Source organism: Dyadobacter sandarakinus, from assembly GCF_016894445.1.
Classification (GTDB): Bacteria; Bacteroidota; Bacteroidia; order Cytophagales; family Spirosomataceae; genus Dyadobacter; species Dyadobacter sandarakinus.
The window spans coordinates 3,585,965-3,608,561 of sequence record NZ_CP056775.1 but is presented as its reverse complement, the minus strand read 5'-3'; the positions used below and the strand labels follow the sequence as shown (position 1 = coordinate 3,608,561).

10 protein-coding genes are annotated in these 22,597 nt (G+C 47.5%); 8 read left to right on the top strand and 2 right to left on the bottom strand.

The features are described 5' to 3' along the window. The first annotated feature begins 7 nt into the window (after positions 1 to 7). On the top strand, positions 8 to 1,921 hold the full coding sequence (locus HWI92_RS14535; RefSeq protein ID WP_204656405.1) for an AAA domain-containing protein: 1,914 nt from the start codon (positions 8 to 10) through the stop codon (positions 1,919 to 1,921). A 100-nt stretch (positions 1,922 to 2,021) separates the two neighbouring features. Continuing rightward, positions 2,022 to 4,757, top strand: coding sequence for a DUF5686 and carboxypeptidase regulatory-like domain-containing protein (locus HWI92_RS14530; protein WP_204656403.1), 2,736 nt, complete (start codon positions 2,022 to 2,024; stop codon positions 4,755 to 4,757). 1 nt (position 4,758) lies between these two features. Here the strand turns inward: HWI92_RS14530 and HWI92_RS14525 are convergent, their stop codons facing one another. Further along, positions 4,759 to 5,775 (bottom strand): PDDEXK nuclease domain-containing protein, encoded by a 1,017-nt coding sequence (locus HWI92_RS14525; protein WP_204656401.1) that lies wholly within the window; start codon positions 5,773 to 5,775, stop codon positions 4,759 to 4,761. 168 nt (positions 5,776 to 5,943) lie between these two features. On the opposite strand from HWI92_RS14525, the gene HWI92_RS14520 reads away from it, so the two are divergent. Beyond that, the gene (locus tag HWI92_RS14520) at positions 5,944 to 6,591 is read left to right on the top strand and encodes an NAD(P)-dependent oxidoreductase (protein ID WP_204656393.1); all 648 of its coding nucleotides are present in this window, start codon (positions 5,944 to 5,946) and stop codon (positions 6,589 to 6,591) included. A gap of 699 nt (positions 6,592 to 7,290) precedes the next feature. On the opposite strand, the gene HWI92_RS14515 is transcribed toward HWI92_RS14520, so the two are convergent. Continuing rightward, on the bottom strand, positions 7,291 to 10,254 hold the full coding sequence (locus tag HWI92_RS14515; protein ID WP_204656391.1) for an FAD-binding and (Fe-S)-binding domain-containing protein: 2,964 nt from the start codon (positions 10,252 to 10,254) through the stop codon (positions 7,291 to 7,293). Positions 10,255 to 10,657: 403 nt separating this feature from the next. Here HWI92_RS14515 and HWI92_RS14510 point away from each other — a divergent pair, with 403 nt between their 5' ends. The 5 genes from HWI92_RS14510 (at position 10,658) to HWI92_RS14490 (ending at position 22,597) form a co-directional block, all read left to right on the top strand. Further along, a complete protein-coding gene (locus HWI92_RS14510) occupies positions 10,658 to 13,741 on the top strand; it encodes a SusC/RagA family TonB-linked outer membrane protein (RefSeq protein ID WP_229247970.1) in 3,084 nt (1,027 codons plus the stop codon). 149 nt (positions 13,742 to 13,890) lie between these two features. After that, positions 13,891 to 15,234 carry a RagB/SusD family nutrient uptake outer membrane protein gene (locus HWI92_RS14505; RefSeq protein ID WP_229247968.1) on the top strand — a complete coding sequence of 448 codons (1,344 nt, stop codon included), beginning with the start codon at positions 13,891 to 13,893 and terminating at the stop codon, positions 15,232 to 15,234. A gap of 64 nt (positions 15,235 to 15,298) precedes the next feature. After that, positions 15,299 to 15,892, top strand: a complete 594-nt coding sequence (locus tag HWI92_RS14500) for a hypothetical protein (protein WP_204656373.1) — start codon at positions 15,299 to 15,301, stop codon at positions 15,890 to 15,892. Between the two features lie 45 nt (positions 15,893 to 15,937). Then, positions 15,938 to 19,234, top strand: coding sequence for a VCBS repeat-containing protein (locus tag HWI92_RS14495; RefSeq protein ID WP_374757903.1), 3,297 nt, complete (start codon positions 15,938 to 15,940; stop codon positions 19,232 to 19,234). Between the two features lie 24 nt (positions 19,235 to 19,258). Then, positions 19,259 to 22,597, top strand: coding sequence for a VCBS repeat-containing protein (locus HWI92_RS14490; RefSeq protein ID WP_204656362.1), 3,339 nt, complete (start codon positions 19,259 to 19,261; stop codon positions 22,595 to 22,597).

The following is a 22,597-nucleotide window of genomic DNA, read 5'->3' as shown; positions in this document are numbered from 1 at the left end:
ATTCTAAATGACCTATTTCAAGAATCTTTCAGACCTGCTCAAAGTAGAGCGGGAGGAGGACAGGCAATCGTACCTGCGCCTGACCGAAACTTCCTCAGTGAGCGACCGCCGTGCGGGCGGACTTACCTGGTACCCAATTGCGATCCGTGGCCAGGAAATGAGCCGGGGTGACTACCTGACCGTGGAAGTGGAGCGTACCACCCACCAGGATGTTCCGCATCAGCTGCGCTTTGGTGTTCCGGCAGCCCTTTTTTCCAATCACGATCCCAAGACAGATCGTGTGGAAGGTGTTATCTCCCATTTGAGCGGCAACAGGCTTAAAATCACACTCCGTACAGACGAGCTGCCCGAGTGGTCGCGTCAGGGCAAACTGGGTATTGACCTGCTCTTTGACGACAATAGTTATGATGAGATGCAAAATGCCGTGAAGGCGGCAGGTGAACTTCTGGAAAAAGAAAAAGAAGGAAGGCTCATCCGCATCCTCACCGGCCAGGATGCTCCTGCATTTGATCTGCAAAACAACAACACAAATATTCCCGCACTCAATAGTTCTCAATGGTCGGCAGTGGATAAGATACTGGCTGCCCGGGACCTGGCGATTGTGCACGGCCCGCCCGGAACCGGCAAAACGACCACGCTGGTGCAAGCGATTAAAAAGTTGTGGGAACGTGACAGAAAACAGATCCTGGTGGTGGCGCCCAGCAATACGGCCGTAGACCTGCTGAGTGAAAAACTCACCGACGCCGGCTTGAATGTACTGCGGGTAGGCAACCCGGTGCGGGTGTCAGAGCGGCTGATGTCGCTTACGCTCGACAGCCGCATGGCAGACCATCAGATGAACAAGGATATCAAAAAGCTGAAAAAGCAGGCATCCGAATTCAAGAACATGGCCCATAAGTACAAGCGTAATTTCGGGAAGTCGGAGCGCGACCAGCGCAAGGCATTGTTTGATGAGGCGCACAGGATTATGAAGGATGTGGGCCAGATGGAGCAGCATATTATTGATGATGTTGTGTCCCGCTCGCAGGTGATCACCGCTACGCTTGTCGGTGCCAATCATTATACCGTACGAAACCTCCGTTACAATACCGTCGTGATCGATGAGGCCGGGCAGGCGCTTGAACCGGCCTGCTGGATTCCGATCCTGAAAGCTGAAAAAGTAATACTTGCCGGAGACCATTTTCAGCTGCCGCCCACCATCAAGTCGCCCGAAGCGGCACGTGCCGGGCTGAGTACCACCCTGCTTGAAAAGTGCGCGATACTGCACACAGAGGCAGTGACCTTGCTCGAAGAGCAATACCGGATGAATGAGGCGATTATGGGATTTTCGTCCAGGGAATTTTATGGAAACAGGCTCAAAGCACATGCATCGGTGGCTACCCGGACTTTGTTCCCCGGCGATGCACCGCTTGCCTTTATTGATACTGCCGGCTGCGGCTACGATGAGCAGCTGCAAGGTACCAGCTCCGTGAATCCCGACGAGGCAGCTTTCCTGCTCAGACATCTCTCGGGCCAGGTGCGGGATGCGGATCATGCATTGAAAAACAAAGACGGGGAGTTTCCGTCGGTGGCGGTGATTTCGCCTTACAAGGAACAGGTTAATTTGCTCAGGTCGGGGCTGGCGAACTTCCCGGAACTGACGGCCAAAGGTGACCACATTTCCGTGAATACCATCGACAGCTTTCAGGGGCAGGAGCGTGATGTGGTGTACATCAGCATGGTCAGAAGTAACAGTGAAGGTGAAATCGGGTTTTTGTCGGACATACGCCGCATGAATGTTGCCATGACCCGCGCGCGGAAGAAGCTGGTGGTCATCGGGGATAGTGCTACGCTGGGCAGGTTTCCTTTTTACAGTGATTTTATCACCTATGCCGAAGGTATCGATGCGTACCACAGTGCCTGGGAATTTGCAGATTTGTGAGTAAATTTTTCAATCGGTTACTTACAGGGATATGCAACCTTGCGTCCCGGTAAGTCATCCGGGTAGTAATACTCACCTGTTTTCAAAAAGATGCACGCCTATGCGCCACTGTTACCTGATGCTTGTTTTGGTTTTTTTGTCCGCTATGCAGACGCTTGCACAATCCGGTGGGGGCGTTAAAGGCATTATCAAAACTAAAAAAGGCGAGCCGCTGCCTTTTGCTGCTATTGTGGTAAAGGGTACAAGCATAAGCACCATATCCAACGAGGAGGGCCGCTACCAGCTCGATCTTAAACCCGGATATTACGAGGTGATTTTCCAGTACCTGGGCTACAAGACAGGGGAAAGAGGTTTTACCATTGAAAACAAAATGGAAACTTTTGACCTCACGATGGAAGAGCAGGCGCTCAGCCTGGGTGAGGTACGGATCGGAAACAAGGGAGAAGACCCTGCCTATACAATCATGCGCCGTGCCATCGCCAAAAGCCGCTACCACTTGTTACAGGTCGACAGCTATATCGCAAAGGTTTATACCAAATCGTCCGTGGTTATCACAGATCTTCCGATGGAGTTTTTATATAAAAAAGAACTTAAGGAGATCGAAAAGGAAAGTAACTTCAAAAAGGGTGTGCCGATCCTGAATGAGAGTGTTTCGGAGGTGACTTTCAGGCAGCCCAATACTTACAAGCAGCGCGTGATTGCGGCGCGGAACAGTCAGGATAAAAATTTTGCCAGTCCGAATGCATACCTGCTCACAAGCTTTTACCAGCCCGAGGTTGTCAAGGCGGTTTCACCTTTGTCACCGCGGGCATTTGCTTACTATAAGTTTGAGTATCAGGGTTCTTTCAGGGAAAAAGGCATAGAAGTCAACAAGATTAAGGTCACCCCGAGATCCTGGGGAGAGGGGGTTTACAGGGGTACAATCCACATCATCGAGGACGAATGGAGCATTTACAGTCTCGACCTGCAAACCGTGAACACGGGTTTTACGCTTGATATCAAACAGGTATATAGCCCGGTTCAGGATGTCTGGCTGCCGGCGAACCAGCAATTCCATGTTGCGGGCGGCATTTACGGGTTGAAGGGAAAAGGTGACTATGTGATTTCGCAATCGTTTTCCAATGTAAAAATCAACCCTACTTTCAGGCCGGACATTGTGGTAGTGGATGGTAAAAAAGAGAAGGACGAGGCCAAAAAGGTGAAGCTGAGCAACCGCGAGATCAAGTCGCAGAAGATGGAAGAGGTAGTCAGCAAGCAAAAGGAATTTTCGGCCAAAAATCTGCGCAAGCTCATGAAAGAGTATGAAAAGCAGGATGTACAGGCCAAAAAGGATAAAGGTGAGGATATCGACCAGAACTTCACGCGGAATGATTCCACTTCGGTCGATTCGCTTGCAAATACCCGGAGTATGGCTTTCTGGGACTCTATCCGCACCGTACCGCTGACTACGGCTGAAACCAAAAGCTACACGCGCCTCGACAGTATTGTAGTGGTGCAGGAGAACAAAAAGCCCGACAATGAGGGTGGGAAAAAGTCACCTTCCGATTCAACAAAAAGCAGTAATAAAAACGGAAACTTCCTGGGAGCCCTGATTACCGGCCACAATTTCCGGCTTGGTGAGAAGAGTCCCTGGCGACTGCAGTATGTAAGTCCCATTTTTGGTTTGCAGGTGAATACCGTGGAGGGCTTGGTACTGAATGGAGGCGGGCTGAAACTGAGATACAGCGGCCGTCCGGATTCATCAAAAGTGAAAAACGCAGGCAGAAGGGAGCTGACTTTCAATGCATTGACCAGGTACTCGTTTGCCAGGAACAAGCTGTTGGTTTACGGAGGGGCTGATTACAGCTGGAAGAGGAGCCTGTTCAGTGTGTCGGGCGGCCAGAACGTTGCACAGTTTAACCCTGATGCCATACATCCGCTCCTGAATACTTTTACGACGCTGTTCCTGGAACAGAACTTCATGAAAATTTACCAGAAGGATTATGTTCGTCTGGATTTTAAAACAGACCGCGAACACGATCATTTTGAATTTAAAGCCAATATTGAATACGCAGACCGGTCTCCGTTACGGAACACAGGACACCTCAAACCCTATCGCTGGATTGAATGGAAGCGGAGAAATTACAGCGACAATGCGCCGGATATAGCCGAATACCGCGATGTGATTACAACGGATTTTATAGAAATGCGCCGGCACAAGGCATTGACACTGGGCTTGTCAGCGTCGTACAAGCCGTGGCAGAAGTACAAGGTGAAAAATGGGAAGACAACGTACTATGACGATGAATCCCCTAAGTTTTCACTGACCTACCGTAAAGGTATCGACGGCATTTTCGACAGTACGGTTGATTTTGATTTTCTTTCGATCGGCATTGAGCACGGCTTTGATACCGGGATCAGGAGCAGGCTGCGCTACAAACTGGCGGCGGGAGCATTCCTGAATGATGCCAACGTGCAGCTCCCGGACTTTCAGCATTTTGCCGGCAACCGGTTTTTCTTTCAGATGGGCGATCCTGTGGGTACCTTCCGGATGCTTGATTATTACGTTTACAGCACATCCGAAAGGTTTTTTGAAGCGCATGTGCTTAGTGAGTTGCGGAAGTTTCTCCTAACGCAGATCACCTGGTTCCGTATCATGGGCATCAAGGAAAACTTCTTCGCGCATTACCTTGCTACGCCCTATTCAAACAACTATGCAGAGCTTGGCTACGGCCTCGATGTCGGTATCCGATTTCCGTTCCGGGTAGAGGTGGCAAATAGTTTTGACGGTTTCAAATACAAGCACACGGTGTTCCGGATCGGGACTACGATGAATATTAATATTGGGCGGAATTAAATTAATCTTTGAAAAGCAATTTTAGCTTTTCGGTAATTTCCTGTTCGCTCGGCAGCAAATTATGGTATTGAGAAGGCAGTACATTTGATGTGCTGTAAGTGGCCACGCCGATCGGGAGTGTTGAATTTTTTAGCGAGTATTCGACAATCGTCCTGTTTTTGCTTTTACAAATAATAATCCCGATTGACTCATTTTCGTGTGCGAGCCTGACGGTGTCGTTGAGTACCGCTAGGTAGAATTCCATTTTGCCTTTGTATTCAGGCTCATAGTCACCGATTTTTAATTCAATAGCTACAAGGCACTGCAGCTTGCGATGATACAGGAGTAAATCGATCCAGTAATCACGGTCAGCAACCTGAATCCTGTATTGGCTACCCACAAAAGTGTAGCTACTTCCCATTTCAAGCAGGAAGTTGCGGATGTTGGTAGTTAGCCTCAGTTCAAGTTCTGCTTCGGAATGTTCAGCGCCGAGATTCAGAAAATCAAACGTGTAATTGTCTTTCACCGCCAGCAGCGCCTGGCTTGAGTGGGTCGCAGACAAAGAGTTTTGAAAATTTGTTTGATTGAGAAGGTAACCTTCAAACGCTTTGTTCTCAATCTGATTAATTAATACATTCTTAGACCAGCCATTTTTCTTAGTCGACAAAATGTAAAACTGACGTTCCTGATTACCCTTACATTTGGCTAGAACGATCAAATGTTTAGCCCAGCTAATTTCTCCAACCAGTGGTTGGAGATTTATATCTTCTTGATAATCATTATAAAACTGAACCATATACCAGAGATTGGTCGTAGAAAAACCACCAATTCCCGGAAATTCCAGCTGCAATTCTTTTGACAGCATTGGCACGATTGATTTGCCCCAGCCTTCTGCTTGTTTCTCGCTTAGCGACTTACCAATTTCCCAATAAAGGTTGATTAGTTTGACATTGACTACTTTCAGCGCTTCGTACTGCGCTGCCCGGATTTTCCCTTTAATGTCTGCAATAAATTCCTTTTGAAAACTTTGCTGATCCATGTTTTGACGTAATTTTTATTAAGACGCCGAATGATGCATTTGGTAACGTATTATCTTTGCTTTATCAAAATCTCCTGATAAAATATCTCAACTGCGTGATAGCACGCACATTGTTGACCTTAGTTGAGGTCAGCTTAGCGCGTATTTTCAAAATTTATCAGCGAGAAAATGAAAAACATTCAAAACATTGCCATCATAGGCGGAGGCGGCCGCACAGGCCGGTTTCTGGTGGAAGCCCTGCTTCGCCAGGGTTACCTACTTCAATTGCTGCTCCGGCATCCTGAGCAGTTTTCAATTCAAAATCCTGCAATTACCACTATACAAGGCGACGTGCTCGATCCGCAGGCGGTGAATGCTGTCGTAGCGGGCTGCGATGCCGTGATAAGTGTCGTCGGTCAGCGGAAAGATGAGCCCCTCGTCGCATCACAGGCGACTATTAACATTCTGCATGCAATCCGGTCGCAGCCAGCTGGTAATGACATTCGGTATATTGCACTGGCCGGCCTCAATGTAGATACACCTTCCGACCGGAAAGGTCCCGAAACGCAGCAAGCCACCAGCTGGATGCGCGAAACATTCCCCGACATCCACGCTGACCGGCAGAAATCGTATGCCATTTTGGAAGAAAGTGACGTAAAATGGGTGCTTGTCCGGGTACCTTTTATTGAATTCATTCCCGCAAAACACAACCTGCAAATAAGCCTGATAGACTGTCCGGGCACGAAGGTGACGGCAGGGGATATTGCGGAGTTTATGATTGGGTTGCTGGATGGAGATCAGTATTGGAGGAAGGCGCCATTTGTGGCAAATGGGTAAGGTTGGGGAAGTAACCTTTAACCTGGCTTGTTTGTGAGATGGTTGGTCGTTCGCCCACCTCTGTCACCTGAGCGCACCGGGCCGCCGAAGGGCGAACTGCCAACCTCATTTGCATTTCCCCGTTTTTCTCAAAATCTTCGGGCTCCTAATCAATTGTAACATTATGAAGAATCTTGCAAGAAATGCCCTGTTATGGTGGGGGTCGGCGAAAGCTCCCGAGCGGTGTTACATCTGCTAGGACACCTTCAACAGGGCTCTTTTTATCCTAGAAATTGTAACAGTATGCAAACACTACCAATTTCCGGCGAGTCACTGACTCTCGGTACCTGGCTTATGGCCGGGAAGTTGCGGAATTGCTCAGCCAGGGCAATCCTGCTACCTGGGTCAATGACCTTTGGGACATTTACAGCGGGTACGTCATGGCCCAGCAGCAGCTTGGCCACAATCCCCGGAGCAGCGATGTTTTTACTTCTTTTAAGGAGTTGTTTTCTTTTTCCAGCGTGTGCAGGGGTTGAAAACGTAATTTTTGATTTTGCAAAAGTGAAAAAGCCAGGCAATCGTTAATGACTGTCTGGCTTTCCCATTTGTCACCTGAGTGGCCCGGGTGGCGGCGTGGTTGCAGAAGTTCGGGCAACGTAAGTTGCTTCACCTCCTTTGTCACCCAGGGCGAAAAAGGCTTATATTAAAACAATTTCAGCCTCAAAGCAACGCCTCAAACAAGATCTCTGCCGGGTGCAGTGCCTTCCGCCCAGTGCCGTCGTGGATCTGGTGACGGCAGCTGGTACCCGGAGCAGCGATAATTACTTCTTCGGGCTGCTGGCGCACTGTCGGAAATAGTACCAGCTCACCGATCTGCATGGATATATCGTAATGTTCCTTTTCATACCCAAACGACCCCGCCATCCCGCAGCAGCCCGAAGGGATCAGCTGTACTGTGTAGTTTTCAGGAAGCGAAAGCATTTTCTTGGTAGGTACCAGACTGGAAATTGCCTTTTGCTGGCAATGTCCGTGTAGTTTGATCAGCTTTTTTTCTTTGGTGAAAAGTTGTTTTGAAATGTTTTTCAGCTCGATTTCGCGGGCAATAAACTCGTCAAATTGCAATGCATTCTGAGCAAGCTTTTTGGCATCTTCCAGCAGCTCGTCGCTCACCAGGTCGGGGTACTCGTCGCGGAAGGTGAGAATGGCCGAAGGCTCAATGCCGATGAGGGGGGTCTCGTGTGATATGATATCCCTCAGCAGGCGGACATTCTTTTCGGCGATTTTCTTGGCATCCCTCAGCAATCCTTTGGAAAGCTGCGGCCGGCCTGAGGGCGCATGCTCCGGAATGATCACTTCATAGCCAAGTTTTTCAAGAACAGCCACGGTAGTTTTACCAATCTGAACATCATTATAGTTGGTAAATTCATCGCAGAAAAGGTACACTTTGCGATCCGATTTAAGCTTGTCCTTTCTTTTTCTGAACCAGGATTTCAATGTCGTATCATGGAGTACCGGCATGGTGCGCTCGGGGTGAAAGCCTACCATGCGGTTGGCCAGCTTGCGCAGGGGCGCATTTTTGTAAATCAAATTATAACCCCAGGGTACGTAGCTGGCAAGACCCGTCATTTTTGAAAAATTCCCAACCAGCCATGAGCGGAGCGGCAGTCCGTTGGCATCGTGATACTGCTGCAAAAACTCCATTTTCAATTTGGCAACGTCCACATTGGACGGACATTCGCCTTTGCACCCTTTGCAGGCCAGGCACAGGTCGTATACCTCTTTGATCTCGTGGTTGTCAAACCGGTTTTCCTTGGGTGACCGCGTAAGCATTTCACGCAGGATATTGGCGCGGGCGCGGGTGGTATCCTTTTCATTTCGCGTGACCATGAAGCTCGGACACATGGTGCCGCCGCTCAGCTGGGTTTTCCGGCAGTCGCCCGACCCATTGCATTGCTCGGCATGTTGCAGAATATCCTGGTCGTAAAACCGGAAATTTGTCTTGAACTCTGGTGTTTTCTGGTCGGCTTCGTAGCGCAGGAAGGTGTCCATCGGCGCCGTATCCACGATTTTGCCGGGATTAAAGATGTTGTTTGGATCCCAGGTTTTCTTGATTTCCTTGAAGAGGCGATAATTATGTTCTCCCACCATTTTCGGGATAAACTCGCCTCTGAGGCGGCCGTCGCCATGTTCACCGGAAAGTGAACCGTCATATTTTTTCACCAGCTCAGCAATTTCTTCCGCGATCATACGGAATTGCCGGTGTCCTTCGGTCGTTTTCAGGTTGATAATCGGCCGCAAATGGATCTCTCCGGAGCCTGCATGCGCATAATGCACAGCCGACATGCCATGATTTTGCAGAATCAGGTTGAAGTCGCGGATATAATCGGGCTGGTCGTATACATCCACAGCCGTATCCTCAATGACTGCCACTGCCTTGTCATCGCCCGGAATGTTGCCCAGCAGTCCCAGACCGGCCTTGCGCAGGGTCCATATTTTTTTTGTGTCATCCCCAAACAGCAGCGGATAGTGAAAGCCCATACCGGCCTGCGAGAGTTCAGCAACCATGTCTGCTGCTGCCGCTTCTACTTCTTCCTTTGTTTCGCGGGAAAGGTCTACCACCAGAATGGCCGGGAAAGAGCCATCGGGTTTATTTTTTACAAAAAACGCATTCTTCTTTTGCTCCACATTCATGGTAGCACATTCGAGCACATAGCTGTCGATCAGCTCCACGGCTTGGGGTTTGTATTTGAGCGTGAGGATGGTAGCACGCAGGGCCTCGTCAATGGTGTCACAATGTACGCATACCAGCCCGGGGGTTTTGGGCGGGAGCGGGACAAGGTTAAGCTTAATTTCCGTCAAAAAACACAGGGTACCTTCCGACCCGGCGATGAGGCTGCACATATTGAACGGAGCCTCCGCTTCCGGATCATACTGCCTCGTATTCAGGAGCATATCAAGCGCATAGCCCGTATTCCGTCGCTCAATGGACGGTTTCGGAAAGTTCCTGCGGATCTCTTCCTGGTTGGCGGGCAGGGCCAGTATGTCGTGGGTATGCAGGTAGATCTTTTCAAGCAGGCTGGCACTGCCGTTTTTCTGCCGTGCAGCTTGTACCATTCTGTCAAGTTCTCCCATAGGCAGCATTTTGAATTCAGCCTCGGAGCCATCCGTCAGGATTGCCTTTACTTCGAGCAGGTGCTCGCGCGTACTCCCATATACAATAGAGTTGGACCCACATGAATTATTTCCTACCATCCCGCCGATCATGGCGCGGTTGGCTGTGCTCGTTTCAGGTCCGAAGTACAATCCGTAGGGTTTCAGAGCCATATTGAGCTCATCCCGTACAACGCCGGGTTGTACGCGCACCCATCGTTCTTCGGCATTGATTTCAATGATTTTATTGAAATACTTTGAAACGTCTACTACTATACCGTTACCCACTACCTGTCCGGCCAGGGATGTGCCTGCGGTACGAGGTATCAGCGATATGTGATTCTGGGCAGCAAAGGAGATCAGCAGCTTAATATCCTTGATCGTATGCGGGATAGCCACTGCAAGTGGCATTTCCCGGTAGGCAGACGCATCTGTCGCATAGAGCGTCCGCATGGTATTGTCGGTAAAAAGGTCGCCTTCAAGGTGGCGGGCCAGTGTACGTAAGTCGGGGTTTAAAGCAACCGGAGGTGTCATACAATAACTTCAGGCAATAACTAAGACTCAAAGTTAACCAGAAACCGAGGAGCCTGCTGCAGTTTTTTAGCCTTTCCGGAGATTATTGCGGTGTAACCAGGGTGGTTTCAGGCTAGTGGCTTGTGCATCAGTGATTTGTAACCATAGTTAGACTTATGTGCTAATTAGCTGATTGTGAAATGCATGGATTTTTATGAACATTTTTTAGCAAGATGATATTGTATTATCCGGACTATTTATATTATTTTGTACTACCACCCGTGTATTATTCTAAATTTTTCCTGTTTTATTATATAAAAAATGGCGTTTACAGTGAGTATTGGCCTTTTTTTGCAAGTAACCGGGAGAACGTCAAAATGCTACAATGGTGGTGCATACAGGCCTAATTAATTTTATCTAACCTATGATGAATGTATCCTTACGAGTATTTTGCGGACACGGCTACCCAGGCACTGGCGTCCCTTACGCAAAACAAATCCTGCTCTCAGTAAAGTCCGTCATGCTGTTGCTGCTGGTGGTTCTTACATCGGTTTCTGTTTCTTTTGCCCAGGATGTAAACGTTTCCGGAACTGTCAAGGACAGTAAAGGAGGTGGGGTACCGGGTGTGACGATCACGGTAAAAGGCAGCACCAGAGGAACGAACACGGATGTAGACGGTAAGTACCAGATTGCAGTTCCTGCAAACACCACATTGTCTTTCAGTGCGATTGGCTTTGTGAGCCAGGATGTTTCCGTGGGAAACAAATCTGTTGTTGACGTAACAATGTCCGAAGATGTAAAAGCCCTTGAAGAGGTGGTTGTGGTTGGATATGGTACTGTCAAAAAATCGGATGCAACAGGTGCTGTCTCAGCATTGGGATCCAGGGATTTTCAAAAAGGCATTGTAACCTCTCCCGAGCAGCTGATGCAGGGCCGTGTTGCGGGGGTACAAATTTCTCAATCAAGCGGCGAGCCAGGTGGCGGAATCAACGTGCGTATTCGCGGTACTACCTCTGTTCGTGGTGGTAATAACCCATTGTTCGTGATTGATGGTGTTCCACTTAGCGGCGACGATGTATCTGGTGGCGGCGATGCAGCTGGTGTAGGGCGTCAGCCGGCTAAAAACCCGCTGAACTTTCTGAATCCTGATGATATTGCAAGTATTGATATCCTTAAAGATGCGTCAGCAACCGCTATTTATGGTTCACGCGGAGCAAATGGTGTTGTGCTTATCACAACTAAAAAAGGAAAAGGAAAAGGAACTTTGGATTACGGCTACTCTTTGGGTATCAGCAACATTACTAAGAAATATGATCTTCTTTCGTCATCAGAATATGTAGCAGCTGGCGGACAAGACCAGGGCGGATCCACGGACTGGCAAAAAGAACTTTTCAGAACTGCTTATACTAACCAGCATAACCTTGCTTACGGCGGCGGCGATGCTACCGGAAATTATCGTTTCTCGCTGGGATATCTTAATCAGGAGGGTATTGTTCTAAAATCCGGTATTAAGAGATACAGTGTCGGATTTAGCGGATCAAAAAAATTCATTCAGGACAGACTTACTATTGGTAGCAACCTGAACTTTGCCAATACGCTGGACTCAGGTGTTCCGATTTCAGAGAACTCAGGTTTTTCTGGTGATTTGCTGGGTGGTATCCTGAAAACAAATCCGACGCTCCCAATTTACAGAACAGTTGCCGGTACTCAGGTTTTCAATCAGCCCGGTCTTACGGAACCTAACCCGCTGGCTTTTGTAAATCTGACAAGAGATAATACAAGTACACTACGCGCATTGGGAAACATTAATGCTGAGCTGGAAATTTTCAAAGGTTTCAAATTCAAGACGATTCTTGGCTTTGATAAATCCATGTCCAGCAGAAAATCGGTTTATTCAGGAGACTTGCTGATTGCCGGCGTAGCGAAGCAAACCACTGATCTTGAAACTTATCCAACAGGAATTGCACCAGAAGGACGCGTTTACATTCGTGATATTGAAACGAATAACCGTTTGATGGAAAATTACTTTACCTACGAAAAGACATTTGGGAGTACTTCACTAAATGCTTTGCTGGGCTATTCTTATCAAAGTTTTGAGACATCTTCGAAAAACCTGGCAGCCCATAAGTTCAATACAACCAACATGGACCTGATGCTAAATAACATGGCATCGGTAACAAATCCTGGTCCGGGTGTGATTATCCAAAACTCATCCGCAGTTAAAGATGAATTGCAGTCGTATTTCGGACGTCTTAATCTGGGTTTTTCTAACAAGTATCTTTTCACGGGTACATTGCGGATTGATGGTTCATCCAAATTTGGAGGTAATAACAAATACGGTTATTTCCCGTCAGGTGCATTCAAATGGAAGCTGATTGAAGAAAACTTTGCACCCAAAGAAGTATTTGACGACTTGGCAATTCGTGTAGGTTATGGTGTTACAGGTAACCAATCTATCCCACACAATTTGTTCGACCAGAGAAAGCGTTACAACGATTGGAACTATGACGATAATGGTAATATCAACGGAGGAGCATATGCTGATGTCGCGTTCCGTAATTACGATTTGAAATGGGAAACGACTAAGGCATTTAACGCTGGTATTGACTTTGCCTTTTTCAAAAATCGTTTGAGCGGTAGTTTGGATGCTTATGAAAAACATACAAGTGACCTGCTTTTCAACGTCGTTGCTGCGCAACCTGCATCCAATCCGTTTCAATGGAATAACCTTGATACAGATATCCTTAACAGAGGGATTGAGTTGAGCCTTAATGCAGTTGTAGTAGATCAGAAAGATTTTGGATGGGATATCGCATTGAATACTTCCTACAACAAGAATCTCGTTAAAGATCTGAATGGTGTTTACGATACAGGAGAGATCAATGGACAAGGCTTGTCAGGTGCGTTTGCACAACGTATTTCGGCCGGTCAACCTCTTTTCGCATTTTTCCTTCGTGATTTTGTAGGGTTTGACGAAGCAGGTAACAATGCTGTTCCACCAACAGGAGATGTTCAGAGATTTCAGGATGGAAAAAGCCCGCTTCCAAAAGTTACAGGTGGTTTGACTAATAATTTCCGTTATAAAGGATTTGACCTGAGCATATTCTTTAATGGAGTATTTGGTAACTATATTTATTCAAACACTGCCAATGCATTCTTTACTGCCGGCTCATTTGCAAATGGAAGAAACGTCACTAAAGATGTAATCACAAACGGAGAAGGACCAGTTAACAATCCGGACGTGTCAATGCGATTCCTGGAAAAAGGAGACTTTGTAAGATTGCAAAACATGACCCTGGGATATCGCCTGCCTGTTGTGACAAAAGTATTCTCAGCATTCAGATTGTATGTTACAGGACAAAATCTTCTGACTTTTACAAAGTATAGCGGTCAGGATCCAGAAGTAAGTACTAATAAAGCATTAAATGGAATTCCATCATTTGGTATAGATTACACGGCGTATCCAAGAGCAAGAACCTGGACTATTGGCGCTAACATCTCCTTTTAACCATTAAGACAATGAAAAATTACATATCATATATTATCACAGGATGCATGCTGACTACACTGGCATCCTGCACGGATTTGGAAGTGGACGAGAAGGACTCCGTGGTACAATCTTCGGGAGCTGGTTTTACGCCTGGTGACCCTACCGCTTTGCTGGCATCAGCATACAAGGATCTTGGAGCTTACACAGATCAGAATAACATTTATGCACTTGGCGAACATACTACTGCTGAAATGTTTCCGCCAACTCGCGGGGTAGACTGGGGCGACAATGGTGTATGGAGAACACTTGATTCGCATACCTGGGACGCAACGCACTCTGCAATCCGTGAAACATGGAACCAGCTTAATCAGCGTGTTTATAAAGCAACTGAAATCCTTGCTTCAAACCCATCAGCAGCTCAGGCAGCTGAGGCTAAGTTCCTACGAGCTTTCCATATGTCCCACGTAATGGATTTTTGGGGTAAGGTACCTTTCCGTGAGGTGACAGAAGCTGATGATGTTAATCCAAGAGTTATGTCACGATCAGAAGCGTTTGATCTGGTAGTGAAGGACCTTGAAGAAGCATTGCCTAATCTTAGAAAATTAGGACCTGCACCTACAAACGGGGTTGCTTCAAAAGCTGCTGCTAATGCCCTATTAGCGAGACTTTATCTTAACAAGGCGGTTTACAAAGCTGCAAATCCTGCCGGACCGTATACCTTCGACAAGGCAGACATGGCAAAGGCAATCCAGTATGCAGATGCAGTGACTGCTGATGGATACAAATTTGAAAAAAACTACTTTGACAATTTTTCTGATGCGTCTACTTCGGAGGTAATTTTTGTAAGTAATGAAGGTACTGCTCAGAACCGGTGGTTTATGACTTTGCACTATAACCAGAACCCATCCGGATGGAATGGCTTTACAACTTTGGCGGACTTTTATGATACGTTTGACAAAGATGATTCCCGGATTGGTATCAAGCCGGCCGCAAACGGTAAGCAGTACTCAGGTATTGGATACGGGTTCCTTGTAGGTCAGCAAGTTGATGATGCAGGTAAAAATATTGTCGATACGAGATCGAAAAAACCTCTGGTATTCAGCCGCGATGTGCCTTTGGCAGGTGCTGCAACTGAAAAGGGGATCCGTGTTATCAAATACCACCCTGCAAATTCAGGTAAATACATTTTGCTGCGTTATGCAGAGGTATATCTGGCCAAGGCAGAAGCATTGTTCCGCTCAGGAGACGTTCCTGGTGCATTGAAGTTGATTAATGATCTTCGGATAGCGCGTGGAGCAAAAGCGATGACTGCGCTGACTGAACAATCATTCTTCGAGGAAATTGGTCGCGAAATGTATTGGGAAGGTGGCAAAAGGACTGTTGAAGTTCGCTTTGGTAAGTATACTACCGGAACTGGCGTAACTGTAAATGAGCCATACACTATTTTGTTCCCGATTCCGGCTACTGCTATCGTTTCCAATCCAAATCTGGTACAGAACGAGGGGTATTGACTGAAGTTTAAACTTTTATCAAAAATGCTCGATACCTTCGAGCATTTTTGTTTTATATGATAGTATGATGACGCGTAATGTTTTATGGCTGTTTGGACTTCTTTTTATTACCATAATCCACAGCTGCCGGCAGAAAGATACCCTTGAACAAAAGGCGGATGATTGGTATGCTTCGCTGCATGACAATCAGGCACGCATTGAGGTCAAGATCGGTGACACCGAGTTTTACGGGCAAAAAAGCCTTTTTACCGGTCAGGTGACCCTGTTTGAAGATTTGTTCAGCACTACGCTGACTGACCAGTTTCAGGGTCGCATGATCATCAGTATGGGCGGAAAAGACTGGTATCGCAATAAACCCATTATCCGCAAAGTTGTAGCAGAAAATGAGATCAATGCCAGTGTGAAAATGGGCAAAATCATTGACCAGAAACAAATGGTGGGAGAAGGTTACATGATGGCCGACGGTCAGATAGAAGCACTGACATTTACAGAAGATAAAATTGTCTTGAAAATAACAGGAAAAGCAGGCAAATACAGTGATTTTGCCGCTCCGGACCACTACCTGCCTGTGGAAGGTCTCATCGTATATAAAAAACCATCTATCAATACAGGCGGGCTGAGCAAAGAAAAAGTCTTTGGCCCAAATACCTCCAAATAAATGATTACACCAGCATTGAAGCTTGCACAAACCACCCTTTTGGCAATGCTGCTTTTTGCATTGTACGCCTGCGGCGATAAAAAGAACCCCGACGGTCTCTTTGAGGAGCTGGACGCCTCCCAAACCGGTATTTCATTCGTCAACAAAGTTGAAGACCGGGAGGATATCAATATTTTCAACTACCGGAATTTTTATAATGGCGGAGGTGTGGCAATCGGGGATATCAACAATGATGGGCTGCCCGACATCTATTTCACCGCCAACATGGGTGAGAACAAGCTGTACCTTAACAAGGGAAACTGGCAGTTTGAGGATGTTACGGCCAAGGCAGGCGTAGGTGAGCCCGACAAGTGGAGCACCGGCGTGGTGATGGTGGATGTAAATGGCGACAACCTGCTGGATATTTACGTTTGCAATGCCGGCTACCAGAAGTTTGTCAACAAGCAGGGTAACTCGCTGTATATCAATAATGGCAATATGACTTTCACCGAGTCGGCTGCCCAATATGGCCTGAATGAAACCGGTTACACTACGCATGCTGCATTCCTGGATTATGACCTGGATGGCGACCTGGATGCGTACATTCTGAACAACAGTTTTATTCCCGTCAATACCCTTAATTATGCAAATGACCGGAATCTGCGCGCCAAAGACTGGCCGGTGAAGGATTTTCTGAAAGGAGGGGGCGCCAAGCTGCTGCGTAATGACGACGGAAAGTTCGTGGATGTCAGTGAGGAAGCAGGTATCTATGGCAGTCTGATCGGATTTGGCCTCGGTGTAACTGTCGGGGATATCAATGGAGATCAGTATCCTGACATTTACATCTGTAATGATTTTTACGAAAAAGATTACCTCTATATCAACCAGAAAGACGGTACTTTCTCCGAAGAGCTCGAAAAAAGGATCAAGCATACCAGTCTGGCCTCGATGGGCGCAGACATGGCCGATATCAACAACGATGGCTATCCTGAGCTTTTTGTAACCGATATGCTGCCGAGGGATGAGTACCGGTACAAGACGACCACCTCTTTTGAAAACCACTATCTTTTTAACCTCAAAAAAGAAAAGGGTTTTTACAACCAATACATGCAGAACAGCCTGCAATTCAATAATCAGGATGGGACATTCAGCGAGATCGCCAACTTTTCAGGTGTAGCCGCCAGCGATTGGAGCTGGGGCGCGCTGCTTTTCGATGCCGACAATGATTCAAAAACGGATATCTATGTCTGCAATGGTATTTATCACGACATTCTGGATCAGGATTTCATCGACTTTTTTGCCAACGAGGTGACTCAGCGCATGGTCATGTCGGGCGAAAAGGAAAACATGCAGAGCATTATTGACCGCATGCCGTCGACACCAATTGCCAACAATTTCTTCCATAATGAAGGCAATCTGCAATTCAGGGAGCGTGCGCAGGAATTTGGGTTTGGAACAAAATCCTTTTCTAACGGAGCAGCCTACGCTGACCTCGACAACGATGGTGACCTTGACCTTGTGGTGAACAATGTAAATCAGCCTTGTTTTGTATACCGCAACAAATCGGAAGCGGCCAAGGAAAAGAATCATTACGTCAAGTTTAAACTCACCGGCGAAGGCAAAAATACCCGCGCTATCGGGTCGAAAATTGAGGTATTTGCAGGAAAGCAGATTTTCAGCCGCCAGGTAAATCCTGCACGCGGTTTCCAGTCAAGCACCGAGTACCCGGTTACAATTGGCTTGGGCAAAATCGCAATGATTGACTCAGTACGTGTTACCTGGCCTGATCGCAGGATTACTGCCATGGCCAATGTACAGCCGGATACCACGCTTCAGCTAAGCGTAAAAAATGCATTATCAAGGTCCGGCAGTGTGCCGGTACGGCCGGCAACTTTGTTAACCTCAACTTCAAACGCAAGCTTTGAGGCACACAAGGAAAATAAGTACGAGGACTTTTACAATGAACGAAATATACCCATAATGCTCTCGAAGGAGGGCCCGAAGGCTGCGATCGGGGATGTAAACGGGGATGGTTTTGATGATATATACATTTGCGGCGGCAAAGGACAGGGCGGGCAATTGTACCTGCAAAAAGCAGGATCTTTTATCAAATCGGCCCAGAAAGGATTTGCGGATTTGTCGGGCTTTGAAGATACTGCCGCTTTGTTTTTTGATGCGGATGATGATGGTGACCTGGATCTCGTGGTAGGAAGTGGAGGCAATGAAACCTCACCCAAAAGTCCCGACCTGCCCACGCGCCTGTACTTTAATGACGGGAAAGGCAACTTTACAATTCGCATCGGCGCAATACCGCCCAATGCAATGAATACGGCCGTACTTGTGGCGCATGATTACGACAACGATGGCGACCAGGATCTTTTTGCAGGAAGCCGGAGCGTACCCCGCGAATATGGTTCTACTCCGAAGAGCTACCTTTACCAAAACGATGGAAAAGGTAATTTCAGGGAAGTGGCGGCAAGTATTGCGCCTGATCTGGCACATGTAGGTATGGTACGCGATGCTGCCTGGGCGGACATTGACGGTGACAAACAAAAGGAGCTGGTCGTCACCGGCGATTGGATGGCGCCCGCCGTTTTCAAATACCAGGGCGGTAAACTAGCGAGGCAAAAGTCGGGGCTGGATGCTTACACCGGCTTTTGGGGTTGTGTAAAAATTGCTGATATGGACGGGGACGGGGATCAGGACCTGATACTGGGCAATATCGGAGAGAATTTCAGTCTGAAAGCTTCGGAAAAAGATCCGTTAAAAATCTGGATCAATGATTTTAATAAAAATGGCACGATTGAAAAGGTGATGACGCATACCGTCAAATCACGGGACGTGCCTGTACTCCTCAAACGCGAGCTTACCACTCAGTTTCCATTGCTTAAAAAGAAAAGCATCAAGCACTCGGAGTATGCTACCAAATGCATTCAGGACCTTTTTCCGGATGATGTGCTGAAATCGGCAGTAGAAAAGTCTGTGACTTACCTGAAATCGGCGATTGCTGTGAATGATGGCAAGGGTAATTTCAAGCTGGCCGAGCTGCCGTATATGGTTCAGTTTTCGTGTTTGAACGCAATCCAGGCAGAAGATGTGAATGCGGACGGAAAAACTGATTTGATCGTTGGCGGTAATTTCTCGCATTTTATCCCGCAACTGGGCAGCCTGGATGCCTGCCGCGGTAATGTGCTGCTCAACAAAGGTGCCATGCAGTTTGACGTGCTGCTCAGCAATCAAAGCGGTTTTGCGGTAGACGGCGAAGTTAAGCAGATCAGCCCGATCAGCATTCAGGGTAAGCCTTACCTGATCAATCTTATCAACAATGCACCACCAGCGCTCTTCCGGGTCAACAAACTATAGGAAAGCCTGCACTATCTTTTGCGAATGTTTCTGAACAGATTTCTTTTCAATTTGCTGCTTTCAGCCATAAGCTGCCTGGTCTTTTCCTGTTCAACCGAAAGGGATCCGGAGGAGTACGATTTTGACCTGCTTACTGCTGAAAAAACCGGGATCAACTTTGCCAATGTGCTGAAACCAACCAAGGATTTCAACATCTTCTACTACATGTACTTTTACAATGGAGGAGGTGTAGGTGCAGCAGATCTGAATAATGACGGGCTTGTAGATCTTTGTTTTACTGCCAACCAGGAGGCCAACCGCATTTACCTGAACAAATCGGGGCTGAAATTTGAAGATGTGACCGATAAGGCAAATTTCAAGGGAGGTAAAGGCTGGTCCAATGGTGTCTCCATCGTGGACATCAATCAGGATGGCCTGCTTGATATTTACGTCAGCCAGGTAGGAGGCTTCGAGTCGATGAAGGGCCGCAACCTTTTGTTTGTTTGTCAGGAAATCACCAAAGAAGGGGTACCTGTTTATGCTGAAAAAGCGGCGGAGTATGGTCTTGACCTGGAAGGCTTCGGTACCCAGGCCCTGTTTTTCGATTTCGACCTGGATGGTGACCTGGATATGTTCCAGCTGAACCATTCCGTGCACCAGAATGGAACCTTCGGCCGCCGTGAGCTTTTTACCAATACCTATCATCCGCTGGCAGGCGACAAGCTGTTCAGGAATGAGGATGGAAAATATGTGGAGGTGACGAAAGAAGCGGGGATTCACAGTACTGCACTCGGTTATGGATTGGGGCTCGGGGTAGGGGATATCAATTTCGACGGCTACCCCGACATGTACATTGGAAATGATTTTCACGAAAATGATTACCTGTACATGAACCAGAAAAACGGAACATTTGCAGACCATACCGACTCGTCGCTCATGCATACCAGCCAGTTTTCAATGGGTATCGACGTGGCGGACCTCAATAATGATATTTATCCCGAGATCGTCTCCCTGGATATGCTGCCCTCAGACTATGAAATCCTTAAAAAGTCCGAAGGGGAGGATGTTTACAGCATTTTCAAATATAAAATCCGGCAGGGGTACAACTACCAGTTTGCCCGTAATAACCTGCAATTTAACAATGGAAATGGTACTTTCAGTGAAATCGGCATGTACTCGGGCGTTCATGCCACGGACTGGTCATGGGCCGCACTTTTTGCTGATTTTGACAATGACGGACTGAAAGACCTGTTCATTTCCAATGGTATTCCTAAGCGGATGAATGATACAGATTATATCAAATTTGTATCTGATGATGTGATTCAGGACCGGATCCGCAATAAGAATTTCGATGAAAATGATCCCGGCCTGGCAGATAAATTGCCGGAGATCAAGCTCTTCAATAAGTTTTTCGGAAATAAGGGCAAGGTAGCTTTCCATGATCTTGAAAAACGCATTCACAACAACCAGATCTCCTACTCGAACGGTGCCGTGTACGCTGACCTCGATAACGACGGCGACCTCGACATTGTGACCAATAATATCAATGAAAAGGCATTTGTATACGAAAACCTCAGCCGGCAGAAGGCTGCGCATGGCGATGTGATCAGGCTGTTTTTAAAAGGAAAAAAAGGAAACCTGAATGCAATCGGAGCTAAATGTTTGATTTTCAAGAAAGACGGCGTACTCAGCTATGAAAAATTTCCGGTTCGCGGATTTCAGTCGAGCATGGAGATTCCTTTGCAGATTGGCCTGGGCAGCAAGGCGGAGGTCGATTCTATGGTGCTCATCTGGCCCGACAATCATTACCAGAGCTTTCAACCGGGCAGTTTTAAAGATTCATTGGTTGTCCGCTACCAGGAGAAATTACCTGTTTTTGACTACGAAAAACTGAAAGCCGGCAAGGCAAACGATACTTACCGGTTTGAGGATGTGGCAGCCTCGCTGGGCGTAGATGTGCGCCACGAAGAGAATAACTTTGTGGAATTTGATCGTAATTCGCTGATTCCGTTCGAGGTTACTGCCGATGGCCCTGCGCTGGCCATAGCCGATATCAATCATGACGGACTGGATGACATTTTTGTGGGTTCGTCCAAAATGCACCGTAACCATTTGTTTTTGCAGACACCGTCGGGCAAATTCCGGGAATTGGTGCAGCCCGCGCTCACCCGCGACAGCACTTATGAGGAAGTAGCTGCATCCTGGCAGGACGTAAATGCCGACGGACATCCGGACCTGCTGGTCGGCACCGGGGGCAATGAGTACAGCAACAACTCAGAATACCAGCGGCCGAGATTGTACCTCAATGATGGGAAAGGTAACCTGACAGCCAAAGAAGATGCATTTAGCGGTATTTACGTGACGTCGTCTTCTATCATCCCGTTTGATTTTACCGGCGATGGTCGCCCTGATCTTTTCATTGGCGGGAGGGCTGTGCCGGTTAATTATGGTGAAGTACCACGCTCGTATCTGCTCAAAAATGACGGTACCGGCAAGTTTTCCGACGTAACTGCCCAATATGCCCGCGAGCTCAGCCGCATAGGTTATGTAAAAGATGCCCGCCTGACCGACCTGAACCGGGATGGTAAGCAGGATCTGCTGCTGGTACTGGAGTGGGACGGGATTTGCGTGCTGGAATCGAGTGGAAAGCAGTTTGTGAAAAAAATGATCACGGACAAAAAAGGCTGGTGGAATTTTGCCATGCCGTATGATCTGGATGGTGACGGTGACCTGGATATACTTGCAGGTAACCTGGGCGAAAACAGCCGGCTGACTGCCAGTCCTGAGGAGCCGGTACGCATGTATATCAATGATTACGACGGAAATGGGAGAAAGGAACCGCTGATGACCTATTACCTGCATGGAAAAGAGGCGCTTTTTCCCACCAAGCTGGAAATGGAAAAGCAAATCCCTATGATCCGCAAAAAGTACATTTATGCACGGGATTTTGCCCGGGCAAGCACGGCTGATATCGTCGGGGCCGACAAACTGGAAAACGCGCAGGTGCTGTCCGCAGATTACTTCCGGAATGCTATTTTTGTTAATGACGGCAAAGGTAATTTCACTGCGCAACCATTGGATTACAAAGCACAATGGTCGCCCTACTACGATGCACAGATTGTGGATGCCAATGGAGACAAGCTGCCGGACGTGCTCATCATGGGTAATTTCTACAATTGCAACATTCAGATGGGCCGCTACGATGCGGATTTTGGGACCTTGCTGATTAACCAGGGGAAATGCAACTTCAAACCGCAACCTTTAAATGGCTTGCAGGTCAAGGGTCAGGTCAGGAAGCTGCGCAAAATCCGCCTGAAAACCGGTGAGGCGATCGTGGCAGCGCGGAATGATGACAGGCTGATGGTAATCCGGAAAGCTGATTAG